Consider the following 12794-nt stretch of genomic DNA (forward strand, 5'->3'; position numbering starts at 1 on the left):
CGATGACATTGTCGCGGCCGGCCCGGCCGGCCGCGACAGACACCTGCGTGAAAGACAGTCCCGCTTGACTTCGAGCGCGCTCGAACCCCTAGCCTCGGCTGCGTCGTGGCGAAAAGGGCGATCATGAAGATCGGGGAACTGGCCAAGCTATCGGGGTTGTCGGTCCACACCATCCGCTATTACGAGCGGATCGGATTGCTGCCCTATGCGGACCGGAACCGTTCGAGCCAGCGCGATTACGATGCCTCCATCCTGACGTGGATCGCCTTTCTCGGTCGCCTGAAAACGATCGGGATGCCGATCCGCGACATGCTGCGCTATGCAGCCTTGCGGGAAGCCGGCGCCGCAACCGAAGCTGAGCGACGCGCGCTGCTGGAGCAGCACCGCGAGCGCGTGGCGCTTCATCTGGCCGAGCTTCAGGACTGCCTTCTCGTCCTCGACACCAAGATCGCCGGCTATGCCGGCCTGGAGCAGAGGATGCGGGATGATGACGCAACAGAATTGCAACGCAGACGACAGCCGGCTGGAGCGCGGGCGGCGCGCCCTCGCTGAGATCGACGGCGAGGCGGGCGAAAAGGTCGTCGCCGCACTCGCCGACATCGCCCCGGATTTCGCCACCTATCTGCTCGAGTTCCCCTTCGGCGACATCTATTGCCGTCCCGGTCTCGATCTGCGCGCGCGGGAAATCGCGACGATCGCCGCCCTGACCGCGCTCGGCAACGCTGCCCCGCAGCTGAAGGTCCATATCGCCGCCGGGCTGAATGTCGGCCTGACCCGCGATGAGATCACCGAGATCATCATGCAGATGGCCGTCTATGCCGGCTTCCCCGCGGCACTCAACGGACTGTTCGCCGCCAAGGAGGTCTTCGCGCCGCAAAGCGCCGCAGAATCGGGGGCATAGCCCGCTAACGCCGCCCGCCCGGCCCTCGCGCAGAACAACCGGGATCGCCGCCCGACCGCGCGATCCCGGATCGGCCCTGCGGCCGTCCGGGATGACAAATGAATGCCAGACGGCCGGGCTGACGCCCGGCCGTTTTGCGTTACCATCGCGCTGGGGAGGACCGCCATGCTGCCAGCCAATGCGGCGCTGATCGTGATCGACCTGCAAAAGGCCATCGACCATCCCAAATGGGCGGCGCAGGGCCCGCGCAACAATCCGCAGGCCGAGGCGACCATCGCACGGCTGCTGGCGGCCTGGCGCGCGGCGGGCCGGCCGCTGTTCCATGTGCGCCATGAGTCGACCGCGCCCGGCTCGACCTATGCCGCGAACGGCCCGGGCAGCGCCTTCAAGCCGGAGGCGATGCCGCTGCCCGGCGAGCCGGTGATCGCCAAGAGCGTCCACAGCGCCTTTATCGGCACCGATCTGGAGGCGCGGCTGCGTGCGGACGGCATCGGCACGCTGGTGATCTGCGGCGTCATCACCAACAATTCGGTCGAAACCACCGTGCGCATGGCCGCCAATCTCGGCTTCGACGTGCATCTGGTGGAAGACGCCTGCTTCACCTTCGCCCGCCGCGACCATGCCGGCACGCTGCGCAGCGCCGCCGAGGTCCACGCCATGTCGCTGGCCAACATGGACGGCGAATATTGCCGCGTGGTGCAAGCGGCCGAGGTGATCTGACCCTTATCGCTGGCGTGCGGCTGCCCTTAAGCCTCACATCGAGATCGAGGCGGTGCATGTAGTGGCCAGTCATGCCCGGGCTTGACCCGGGCATCCACGCATTTCCCCTACTTCCGCGAAGAATTATCGTCCATATCCGAGATATAACCTTCGTTAATTACCGCATGCAGAACGTCAACAAAAAATCGCGCATTTGGGATGCTTTGCGTAGTTTGGTCAGGATACCGCAGCGGCGATTTCCGCGAACTATGTATAAATTCCAGAAATTTCAGCTTATCTTCAAAATATCTCACAGCATCATTGTTATATTCAACTAAATTATCCGACGGAATTCGCCCGTTTTTGTACACTAGATTAGCATATTTTCTTATATTTGTTCTAATTTCCACATTTTCATCATCAATGTATAGAGCATATATTCTGTGTTTTTGACGCTTTATGTCTTTGATCGACCGCCCTTTACTGATCAGATTTGCTTTTAGAAGCAATTCAATCCCGAGAGATGCAAGGTGAAGAACTACCGGAGCGTGCCGATCGCAATAAGCTTCTGCATGGCGTAGTTGGTACGCAGACTCGATGTACGTCTCGGCAGCCGACTGCCATGCTTCATATTCCTCTGTTTGATCAAAGGAATCCTGCAGTATTTCATCATCGGCCAGCACGCCCCGCTCGCCGGCGCGGGCCTTGGCGATCTCCACCAGAGCGCGGTCGTCCAGCGCGTCGATCATCGCCTCATAGGTGGCGGCCGGCACCATATAGGCCATGACGCGGTTATGGTTCAGCACCGCCACCGCTGCGCCGCGGGCATCCTCGACAATGGCGGTCGGGTTCTTCTTGAGGTCGGAGACGCTCACCGCCATCTCGGCTTCGACACGCTGCATGGCGGCTTCCTACGATCCAGAACAGTGCTTTATTCGGGTCTGAATATAGGTCTTCACCCGCCAAACGCAAAGGCCACTACCCGCCCTTCGCCGCCGCCTTCAGCTTGTACAGCGCCTCCAGCGCCTCGCGCGGGGTCATCTCGTCGGGGTCGATGCCGGCCAGCGTCGTCTTCACCGCTTCCGCCACCGGGTCCGCCTTGGCCACGGATGAAGCCGGCGCGGGCGGCGGGGGGCGGTTGAGGGCGGCGAACAGCGGGAGATCGTCGAGGATGCGCTGGGTCGGGGCGGCGCGGTCGGCGCTTTCCAGCTCGGTGAGCACGGCGCGGGCGCGCTCGACCACGGCGTGCGGCAGGCCGGCGAGCTTGGCGACCTGAATGCCATAGGAGCGGTCCGCCGCGCCGGGCACCACCTCATGCAGGAAGATCACCTCGCCCTCCCACTCCTTCACCTTCACCGTCGCGTTGACGAGGCGGGCAAGCCGCTGGGACAGCGCGGTCAGCTCATGGAAATGGGTGGCGAACAGGCCCCGGCAGCGATTGCTCTCATGCAGATGCTCGAGGCTCGCCCAGGCGATGGACAGGCCGTCAAAGGTCGCCGTGCCGCGCCCGATCTCGTCGAGAATGACGAGCGAGCGTTCGGTCGCCTGGTTGAGGATGGCGGCGGTCTCGACCATCTCGACCATGAAGGTCGAGCGCCCGCGCGCCAGATCATCCGCCGCGCCGACGCGCGAGAACAGCCGGTCGACCACGCCGATGCGCGCCGCCTTCGCCGGCACGAAGGCGCCGGCCTGGGCGAGGATGGCGATCAGCGCGTTCTGCCGCAGGAAGGTCGACTTACCCGCCATGTTCGGGCCGGTGACCAGCCAGATGCGCCCGGCCCGCGCCCGCTCCGGCGGGGAGAGATCGCAATCATTGGCGACGAAGGGCCCGCCCGAGGAGATGCGTTCCTGCCGCAGCGCCTGCTCCACCACCGGGTGGCGCCCGCCCTCGATGTAGAAATCCAGCCCGTCATCGACCTCGGGCCGCACATGGCACTCATCCACCGCGAGCTTGGCGAGGCCGGCGGTGACGTCGATCACCGCGAGCGCCTCGGCGCAGGCGCGGATCGCGTCGGCCTGGTCCAGCACGGCACTCGCCAGTTCGTCGAACAGGCGCTGCTCCAGCGCAAGCGCGCGGTCGCCGGCGCTGGAGATCTTCGCCTCCAGCTCGGCCAGCTCGGTGGAGGTGAAGCGCATCGCCCCGGCCATGGTCTGGCGGTGCAGGAAGATGGCGTCGAAGGGCGGCTCGCGCAGCTTGTCGGCGTTCTGCTGGCTGACCTCGACATAATAGCCGAGCACCGCATTGTGCCGGATCTTCAGCGCCCGCACGCCGGTTTCCTCGACATAGCGCCGCTCGAGGGCGGCGACCACGCGCCGGCTCTCGTCGCGCAGCGCGCGGGTGGCGTCGAGGTCGGCATGGTAGCCCGGCCGGATGAAACCGCCATCGCGCCGGTTGAGCGGCAGCTCGTCATCGAGCGCGCTTTGCAGCATCTCCGCGAGTGACGGATCGATGCCGGCGAGCACGCCGGCGGCCTGCGTGAGTTCCAAGGGCGCGGGCGAGGCGGCGATCAGCCCGGCCATCGCCGCGCCCTCCGTCAGCCCCCGACCGATGGCGGCAAGGTCGCGCGGCCCCGCGCGGCCGAGGGCGACCCGCGAGAGGGCACGGGCGAGGTCCGGCGCGCCGGCAAGGCGCGCGCGCAAATCGGCCCGCAGGCTGGTCTCACTGGCCAGATGCTCCACCGCATCGAACCGATCGGCCACCCGTTTCGGGTCGGTCAGCGGCTCGGCGAGGCGCCGCCCGAGCAGGCGCGCACCGGCCGAGGTCACGGTCCGGTCGATGGCCGCGCACAGGCTCCCGGCGCGGTCGCCGGTGGTGGTGCGCAGGATCTCGAGATTGGCCCGCGTCGCCGGGTCGATGACCATGACGTCAGTCGAGGATTCCCGGCGCGGCCGGTTCAGCGGCGGGCGGGCGCCAAGCTGGGTACGCTCGATATAGGCCACCACGGCGCCGGCGGCGGCGAGCTCCGCGCGGGTGAAAACACCAAAGGAATCAAGGGTCGCTACCTGGAAGAAGCCGGCAATGCGGCGCTCCGCGCCGGCCCCGTCGAAACTGTCCTTGGGCAGCGGCGTGACGGCGGGGAGCGCACGCCAGATCGGCTTGAAGGCCGGCTCGTCATAGATCGCGTCGGGCACCAGAAGCTCGGCCGGCTCGATGCGGGCGAGATCGGCGGAAAGGCGCAGCGCGTCGGTCTCGGCGACGCGGAACGAGCCGGTGGAGATGTCGGCGAAGGCCAGCGCATAGGCATAGCCGTCCTCGCCCTCGCCGCTCTTCACCCGCGCCAGCGCCGCCAGCACATTCTCGCGCCGCGCATCGAGCAGCGCGTCCTCGGTCAGCGTGCCGGGCGTGACGAGACGGATAACATCCCGTTTTACAACGCTTTTCGGGCCGCGCTTCTTGGCCTCGGCGGGGTCCTCGATCTGCTCGCAGACGGCGACGCGGTAGCCGGCCAGGATCAGCTTGTTGAGATATTCCTCGGCGCGCTCCACCGGCACGCCGCACATCGGGATGTCCTCGCCCTGATGTTTGCCGCGCTTGGTGAGCACGATGCCGAGCGCGCGCGAGGCGAGTTCCGCGTCCTCGAAGAACAGCTCGTAGAAATCGCCCATCCGGTAGAACAGCAGGCTGCCGGGATTGGCGGTCTTGATCTCCACATATTGCGCCATCATCGGCGTCACCCGCGCCTCGACGGTGGCGGGTGGCGGCGTCTCGTCCGGGGCGGTCGTCTGGGGCGCGTTCATGACAGGACGCTGGCAGAGGCAGGGGCCGGCTTTCAAGCCGGGAGGGCCCGGCGTGGGTGCTTATCCCCTCCTAGCTGAGCCAGCCTGCCTCACAATTCAATGCCGCGCATCGCCTCGGGGTCCATCAGCCCCATCAGCCGGCTGGCGGCGGTGCGGGCCAGCCGCAGCGTCAGCGCCTTGCGGGTGGCGGCGGAAAGGGGATGGGCGGGCGCCTCGCGCAGCAGGCCGGCGCCGAACGTGTCGGCAACGATCAGGCCGGCATCCTCGGGCAGGATCTTGGCGGGAAAATCCGGCGCCACCGCGAAGAACAGCCGGTCGCAGTACAGCCGGTACTCCGTCCATTTGCGGTCGGTGCGGAAGTCGGTCACCGAGGACTTGATCTCGATCACCCAGACCTCGCCGCGCGCATCGATGGCGGCAATGTCGGCGCGGCGGCCGGAGGCGAGGACGAATTCCGGCACCCCCATCAACCCGCGCGCCGCCAGATAGCGCAGCGCGCCGCGCTGGATGGCGCGGGCGGTGTCGGACTGGCGCCCGTCCACCGGAGGGGAAAGAGTATCGCGGATGAGGGGCGCGCTCATGCGATGTACTCTATCCGTTCTCATAGGTGGATGGGAAGAGGCACGGCGCGCGGGCGGCAAAGGCGCTTATAAGCCGGCGCCGACTCATCTATAGCGGATGGCCTGCCCTCACCGGTCCAACGCCATGGCCGACCCACTGCCGACATCGCTGCCGCAGGACACCGCGCCCCCGCCGCCAGGGATCGGCCAGCTTTTCCTCGGCTTCCTCTCGGTCGCGGTGGTGGCGTTCGGCGGCGTGTTGCCCATTGCCCGGCGGGCGCTGGTCGAACGTCACCGCTGGCTCACGCCGGACGAGTTCACCGAGCTGGTCGGTCTCGCCCAGTTCCTGCCCGGCCCCAACATCGTCAATCTCTCGGTCATCGTCGGGGCGCGGTTTCGCGGCATACCCGGCGCGCTGGCCGCGTTTCTCGGGCTGACGGCGGTACCGGCGGTGGGCGTCGTGCTCGCCGGCATGGTGTTCTCCCGCTATGGCGACGTGACGGCGGTGGCGGACATGCTGGCCGGGCTCGCGGCGGCGGCGGCGGGTCTGGTGCTCGCCATGGCCGCGCGCATGGCCGAGCCGCTGTGGCGCCGGCCGCAGGCGCACGCCATCCTCATCGCGCTGCTCGCCTTCGTCGGCATCGTGGCGACGCCGGTCTCGCTGCCGGTGCTGATGCTGACGTTGGGGCCGGTCTCGATCCTGCTCGCCTGGTGGGCGCAGAGGGGGCGGCCGTGAACGAGAGCAGCCCGCTCGGCGCGCTGGCGCTGCATTTCCTCGTCATCTCGCTGTTCGCGATCGGCGGGGCCAACAGCGTGCTGCCGGAGATGCACCGGCAGGTGGTCGACATCGCCGGCTGGATGACCGACGCCCAGTTCGCCCAGACCTTCGCCATCGCGCAGGCGGCGCCCGGCCCGAACATGCTGGTGGTGACGCTGATCGGCTGGCATGTGGCGGGCCTGTGGGGCGCACTCATCGCCACACTCGCCATGTGTGGGCCGACCTGCGTGCTCGCCTATGTGGTCGGCGGGGTGTGGGACCGGTTTCGCGAAGCACGCTGGCGCCGCGTGGTGCAGGGCGGGCTGGTGCCGCTGACCATCGGCCTGATCGCCGCCTCGGGCGTGCTGCTGAGCGAGGGCGCGGCGCGCACGCCGGCCACCGCCGCCTTCACCCTTGTAACCGCACTGGTGCTGTTCTTCACCCGGCTGAGCCCGCTCTGGATGCTGGCCGCCGGCGGCGCTCTGGGTGCGCTCGGGCTGATCTGAACGGCTTAATCCGGCAGCGCCGCGCTCTCGATGGCGGCGGCGTCCTCGCCGCGGGAGAAGGCCGGGAGCTGCACCCCCGAAAGCGGGGCGGGCGGGGCCGGCGGCGGGGCCTTGCTGGCGCCGAGCCGGCGGACCAGGGCGAAGGCGCTGATCAGCGCGGCGATGCCGAAGGCGACCGAGCCCGCCGCCTGCCCGCCGATCACGCCGGTCGCGCCATACCAATGCCCGCCGAGCCAGACGAAGGGGATGGTGCCCAGCGTCGCCCGCCCCCAGTTGAACAGGGTGGAGAGCAGCGGCGCGCCGAGATTGTTGAAGGCGGCATTGGCGACGAACAGGGCGCCCATGAAGACGAAGCTTCCGGCCGCGTAAAGGCAGAAGAACTCGACCAGCTCCACCCCCTCCATGGACAGGCCGAAGACGCCGGCGAGCGGGCGTCGCGCCAGCGCCAGCAGCAGCCAGACCAGCGCCACATAGCCAAGGATCAGCACCAGACTGTCACGTACCGCCTGCCTGACACGGTCATAGCGCAAGGCGCCGACATTCTGGCCGATCACCGGGCCGATGGCGCCGGTGAGCGCGAAGATCGGCCCGAAGGCGACCGGGATCAGCCGGCCGATCACCGCCCAGGCAGCGACCGCCGCATCGCCATGCGGGGCGAGGGCGAAGGTGACATAGGCATTGCCCACGGGGGTAGCGATGTTGGTCAGGATCGCCGGCACGGCGATGGCCGAGAGCGGGCCGACATCCCTGAGAAAGGCGGCAAGGCGCGGGCGCTCGCCAAGGCCATGCACCCTCACCACGGCGTAAAGCCCGTAGCCCGCCATTACCAGACGGGCCAGCACGGAGGCAATGGCCGCGCCCTCGACGCCGAGCCCGAGGCCGAGGATCAGCAGCGGATCGAGCACGGCGGTGGCGAGGCCGCCCGACAGCGTGACCCACATGGCGCGGCGCGCGTCGCCCACCCCGCGCAGCGTGCCCGAGGCGGCCATGCCGATGCCGAGCAGCGGCGTCGAGGGCAGCACGATCAGCAGGAAGTCGCGGGCAAGTTCCTGCGTGCGGCCGGTGGCGCCGAGCAGGCCGAGCATCGGCCCGAGCAAAGGCAGCATGAGCGCCGTCATCGCGAGGGTGGCGAGCGTCATATAGACCATGGCGGAGGTCGACATCCGCCGGCCCTCCGGCGCGGAGCCCCCGCCGACCGCGCGCGAGACCAGCGCCGAGCCGGCGATCATCACGCCGATGCCGACCGAGGTGGTGAAGAACATCACCGTGCCGGCATAGCCAATGGCGGCGGCCAGCTCCTCCTCGCCGAGCAGCGAGATGTAGAACAGGTTCAGCAGATCGACGGCGAACACCGCCACCAGGCCGATAGAGCCAGTGGCGGTCATCACCGCGACATGGCGCATCGTCGAGCCTTCGACGAAGCGGGCCTTGATCGGGCGGGGGGCGCGGCGGGCGGATTTACTCATGCGGGCCATCTATGCCACGTCCGGCCGGCGTCCAGATAGGGCCGGCCCCGCAAGCGGGCGATTGCGCCAATGCCGGGCGGCGGGGAGATCGTCGGCGCGGGCGAGGCGGTGATTGAGAAGCGTCACCAAAATCGGCTAGAAGGGCACGCCTTCTGGGCTACGCACTCGCCCGCCCGCACTGGAATCCGCCATGACCGACATCACCGACGACCACGCCAAGGCCCGCGTCCTCGTCCAGGCGCTGCCGCACATGCAACGCTATGACGACGCCATCATCGTGGTGAAATATGGCGGCCACGCCATGGGCGACGAGCAGGTGGCCCGCGACTTCGCGCAGGACATCGTGCTGCTCGAACAGTCCGGCGTGAACCCGGTGGTGGTGCATGGCGGCGGGCCGCAGATCGGCGCCATGCTGGCCAAGCTCGGCATCAAGTCGGAATTCGCCGCCGGGCTGCGCATCACCGACAAGGCGACCGTCGAGATCGTCGAGATGGTGCTGGCCGGCTCGATCAACAAATCGCTGGTCGGCTATATCAACGGGGCCGGCGGCAAGGCGCTCGGCCTGTCCGGCAAGGACGGCAACATGGTGGTTGCCTCCAAGGTCACGCGCTCCGTGCGCGATCCCGATTCCAATATCGAGCAGGTGATCGACCTCGGCTTCGTCGGCGAGCCCGAGACGGTGGACACCACCGTGCTCGACCAGATCCTCGGCCGCGAGCTGATCCCGGTGCTTGCGCCGGTCGCCACCGGCAAGGATGGCGGCACCTTCAACGTCAATGCCGACACGTTTGCAGGGGCGATCGCGGGCGCCTTGGGCGCCAAGCGGCTGCTGCTGCTGACCGACGTGCCGGGCGTGCTCGACCGCGACAAGCAGCTCATCAAGGAGCTGACCATCGCCCAGGCGCGCGCGCTGATCGCCGACGGCACGATTTCCGGCGGCATGATCCCGAAGGTCGAGACCTGCATCTACGCGCTGGAACAGGGCGTGGAAGGGGTGGTGATCCTTGACGGCAAGGTGCCTCATTCGGTGCTGCTGGAACTGCTCACCGACCACGGCGCCGGCACGCTGATCACGCGCTGAGGCGGGCGGAACCAACCACGCGCCCCGTCATCCCCGGGCTTGACCCGGGGATCCACGTCTTTGGCAGCGCGCGGGCATGAAGTCGTGGTTGGCCGGGCCGAGCCCGGCCATGACGATGCCTTGAGGCGATCCCTTGCCCCTCGCCCCGCCGCCCGCTCTTCGCTATGGATGGCGCCATGACGACGTTCCTGCGCAGCCCCGCCTCATCGCCGGTCGATTTCTCCCATGTCGAGACTTGGGTGTTCGACCTCGACAACACGCTCTACCCACCGGGGCTCGACCTGTGGCGGCAGATCGACATGCGGATGCGCAGCTACATCGCCGATTATCTCGGCCTGTCGCTGGACGACGCCTTCGCGCTGCAGAAGGGCTATTACCGCAAATACGGCACCTCGCTGCGCGGGTTGATGATCGAGCACGGCATGGACCCGGACCCATTCCTCGCCAATGCCCATCAGATCGACCTCGCCTCGCTCGATCCGGCGCCGGAACTGGGCGTGGCGCTGGGCGCGCTGCCCGGCCGCAAGCTGGTCTACACCAATGGCTCGCGCCGCCATGCCGAGCAGATCCTCGACAAGCTCGCCATCTCCGAGCATTTCGCCGATGTGCATGACATCGTCGCCGCCGAGTTCCACCCGAAGCCTCAGGAGACCGCCTATCGCGGCTTCCTCGCCCGCTTCGACGTGAACCCGGCTACGGCGGCGATGTTCGAGGACCTCGCCCGCAATCTCGAAGTGCCGGCCCAGCTCGGCATGCGCACCGTGCTGGTGGTGCCGTCCGGCGAAGCGGTGAGCCCCGCCGACCGCGAGGCGTGGGAGCATGAGGGGCGCGAGGGCGACCATATCGACGTGGTGACGGACGACCTGACCGCCTTCCTGCGCTCGCTCGCCGTCTGAGCGCCCGCAACGCGCGCGGGCGATCACTCACCCGTTGACAGAATCCCGCCGCGACCGGACAAGACGGCCGAACAGGGGAGAGCCAGATGTCGAGCCAGCTTCAGAGCATCATCGAGACCGCCTTCGAGAACCGCGCCGAGGTCACTTTCGAGACCGGCGGGGATGTGCGCCAGGCGGTGAACGAGGCGCTGAGCCTGCTCGATGCCGGCAAGGTCCGTGTCGCCGAGCCGGGCGCCAATGGCGACTGGACGGTCAATCAGTGGCTCAAGAAGGCGGTGCTGCTGTCCTTCCGCCTCAACGACATGAGCGTCATCCCCGGCGGCCCCGGCCAGGCCGTGTGGTGGGACAAGGTGCCCTCCAAGTTCGAGGGCTGGGGCGAGAGCGAATTCCGCGCCGCCGGCTTTCGCGCCGTGCCGGGCGCCATCGTGCGCCGCTCGGCCTTCATCGCGCCGAACGTCGTGCTGATGCCCTCCTTCGTCAATCTCGGCGCCCGCGTCGATGCCAATTCCATGGTCGACACCTGGGCGACGGTCGGCTCCTGCGCGCAGATCGGCAAGAATGTGCATCTGTCGGGCGGCGTCGGCATTGGCGGCGTGCTGGAGCCGCTGCAGGCCGGCCCGGTGATCATCGAGGATGACTGCTTCATCGGCGCGCGCTCGGAAGTTGTCGAGGGCGTGATCGTGCGCCGCGGCTCGGTGCTCTCCATGGGCGTGTTCATCTCCGCCACCACCAAGATCGTCGACCGCGCCACCGGCGAGGTCTTCGTCGGCGAGGTGCCGGCCTATTCCGTCGTGGTGCCCGGCTCGCTGCCCGGCAAGCCGCTGCCGAACGGCCAGCCCGGCCCGTCGCTCTACTGCGCGGTGATCGTCAAGCGCGTCGACGAGCAGACCCGCTCCAAGACCTCGATCAACGACCTGCTACGCGATTGAGGCGTTTCTTTCCCTCCCGCCGGGGAGGGAGGGTCGGAGCCCGACATAAGGGAGACGTCGCATGATCGACAACATCCATGCCGACCCCGTCGAAATCCTGCGCCTGCTCATCCGCTGCCCGTCGGTCACCCCGGCCGAGGGCGGCGCGCTCGGCTATCTCGATGCGCTGCTGAGCGGGGCGGGCTTCGCCACCCACCGCGTGACGCTGACCGCGCCCGACACGCCCGACATCGAGAACCTCTATGCCCGCTTCGGTACGCGCGGGCCAAACCTGTGCTTTGCCGGCCATACCGATGTCGTGCCGCCCGGCGATCCGCAGCACTGGCGCTTCCCGCCCTTCGAGGGCGCGATCCATGACGGGCTGATCTATGGCCGTGGCGCGGTGGACATGAAGGGCGGGGTGGCCGCCTTCATCGCCGCCGGGCTCGATTTCGCCCGCGCCCATGGCAACGACCCCGATCACCCGGATCTGCCCGGCTCCATCTCCTTCCTGCTCACCGGCGATGAGGAAGGCCCGGCGATCAACGGCACGGAGAAGCTGCTGCGCTGGCTGGCCGACCGCGACGAGCGGCTCGACCATTGCGTGCTCGGCGAGCCCTCCTCGCGCGCCGCGCTCGGCGACATGGTGAAGATCGGCCGGCGCGGCTCGCTGTCCTGCACCCTCACCGTCCATGGCAAGCAGGGCCATGTCGGCTACCCGCATCTCGCCGACAACCCTATTCCGGGCCTCATCACCCTGCTCGGCGCGCTGATCGCCGAACCGCTCGATGGCGGTAACGCGCATTTCCAGGCGTCGAACCTCGAAATCGTCTCGGTCGATGTCGGCAACCCCGCCTTCAACGTCATCCCGGCGCAGGCGCAGGGTCGCTTCAATATCCGCTTCAACGATCTGTGGACCCCGCAGACCCTTCAGGCGGAGATCGAGCGGCGGCTGAACCGTGCGGCGGGCAACAGCGTGCGCTGGAGCGCGGCCTTCGAGTTCCGCTCCTCCGACAGCTTCCTCACCGCGCCCGGCGCCTTTGTCGACCTCGTGGTCGCCTCGATCGCCGAGACGACCGGTCAGACGCCGGAATTGTCCACCACCGGCGGCACCTCGGATGCCCGCTTCATCAAGGATCATTGCCCGGTGATCGAGTTCGGCCTTGTCGGCACCACCATGCACGCGGTGGACGAATCGACGCCGATCGCGCAGGTGCAGGCGCTCACCGGCGTCTATGCCGGCATCATCGCCCGCTATTTCGCCGAATTCGGCCGGCGCTGA

The 12794-nt window shown here is 68.0% G+C and carries 13 protein-coding genes; 9 read left to right on the forward strand and 4 right to left on the reverse strand.

The annotated features are described in order from the left end of the window. The first annotated feature begins 123 nt into the window (after window positions 1-123). The 3 genes from KIP89_RS08955 (at window position 124) to KIP89_RS08965 (ending at window position 1621) form a co-directional block, all read left to right on the forward strand. Entirely contained in the window at window positions 124-552 is a 429-nt protein-coding gene (locus KIP89_RS08955) for a MerR family transcriptional regulator (RefSeq protein ID WP_213755022.1), read from the forward strand. After that, entirely contained in the window at window positions 488-901 is a 414-nt protein-coding gene (locus tag KIP89_RS08960) for a carboxymuconolactone decarboxylase family protein (protein ID WP_213755466.1), read from the forward strand. The genes KIP89_RS08955 and KIP89_RS08960 overlap by 65 nt, the downstream gene beginning before the upstream one ends. A gap of 165 nt (window positions 902-1066) precedes the next feature. Further along, window positions 1067-1621: a cysteine hydrolase family protein gene (locus KIP89_RS08965; protein ID WP_213755023.1), complete on the forward strand. Its 555-nt coding sequence runs from the start codon at window positions 1067-1069 to the stop codon at window positions 1619-1621. 107 nt (window positions 1622-1728) lie between these two features. On the opposite strand, the gene KIP89_RS08970 is transcribed toward KIP89_RS08965, so the two are convergent. From KIP89_RS08970 to KIP89_RS08980, 3 genes are all read right to left on the reverse strand, one after another. Next, complete coding sequence (locus tag KIP89_RS08970; protein ID WP_213755024.1) at window positions 1729-2502, reverse strand: type II toxin-antitoxin system Phd/YefM family antitoxin; 774 nt, start codon at window positions 2500-2502, stop codon at window positions 1729-1731. Window positions 2503-2578: 76 nt separating this feature from the next. Beyond that, window positions 2579-5338, reverse strand: coding sequence for a DNA mismatch repair protein MutS (gene mutS / locus KIP89_RS08975; RefSeq protein WP_213755025.1), 2760 nt, complete (start codon window positions 5336-5338; stop codon window positions 2579-2581). Between the two features lie 89 nt (window positions 5339-5427). Further along, window positions 5428-5919 carry an MmcB family DNA repair protein gene (locus tag KIP89_RS08980; protein ID WP_213755026.1) on the reverse strand — a complete coding sequence of 164 codons (492 nt, stop codon included), beginning with the start codon at window positions 5917-5919 and terminating at the stop codon, window positions 5428-5430. Window positions 5920-6043: 124 nt separating this feature from the next. On the opposite strand from KIP89_RS08980, the gene KIP89_RS08985 reads away from it, so the two are divergent. Further along, a complete protein-coding gene (locus KIP89_RS08985) occupies window positions 6044-6634 on the forward strand; it encodes a chromate transporter (protein ID WP_213755027.1) in 591 nt (196 codons plus the stop codon). Further along, window positions 6631-7161: a chromate transporter gene (locus tag KIP89_RS08990; RefSeq protein WP_213755028.1), complete on the forward strand. Its 531-nt coding sequence runs from the start codon at window positions 6631-6633 to the stop codon at window positions 7159-7161. The genes KIP89_RS08985 and KIP89_RS08990 overlap by 4 nt, the downstream gene beginning before the upstream one ends. 5 nt (window positions 7162-7166) lie before the next feature. On the opposite strand, the gene KIP89_RS08995 is transcribed toward KIP89_RS08990, so the two are convergent. Further along, window positions 7167-8627 (reverse strand): MATE family efflux transporter, encoded by a 1461-nt coding sequence (locus KIP89_RS08995; RefSeq protein WP_213755029.1) that lies wholly within the window; start codon window positions 8625-8627, stop codon window positions 7167-7169. A 190-nt stretch (window positions 8628-8817) separates the two neighbouring features. On the opposite strand from KIP89_RS08995, the gene argB reads away from it, so the two are divergent. The 4 genes from argB to dapE all read left to right on the forward strand — a co-directional run bounded on the left by argB (window position 8818) and on the right by dapE (window position 12794). Next, entirely contained in the window at window positions 8818-9708 is an 891-nt protein-coding gene (argB, locus tag KIP89_RS09000; RefSeq protein ID WP_213755030.1) for an acetylglutamate kinase, read from the forward strand. A gap of 176 nt (window positions 9709-9884) precedes the next feature. Further along, a complete protein-coding gene (locus KIP89_RS09005) occupies window positions 9885-10604 on the forward strand; it encodes a pyrimidine 5'-nucleotidase (protein WP_213755031.1) in 720 nt (239 codons plus the stop codon). 86 nt (window positions 10605-10690) lie between these two features. Beyond that, a complete protein-coding gene (dapD, locus tag KIP89_RS09010; protein ID WP_213755032.1) occupies window positions 10691-11533 on the forward strand; it encodes a 2,3,4,5-tetrahydropyridine-2,6-dicarboxylate N-succinyltransferase in 843 nt (280 codons plus the stop codon). Window positions 11534-11594: 61 nt separating this feature from the next. Further along, window positions 11595-12794 (forward strand): succinyl-diaminopimelate desuccinylase, encoded by a 1200-nt coding sequence (dapE, locus tag KIP89_RS09015; RefSeq protein WP_213755033.1) that lies wholly within the window; start codon window positions 11595-11597, stop codon window positions 12792-12794.

Source organism: Ancylobacter radicis (assembly GCF_018449475.1).
GTDB lineage: Bacteria > Pseudomonadota > Alphaproteobacteria > Rhizobiales > Xanthobacteraceae > Ancylobacter > Ancylobacter radicis.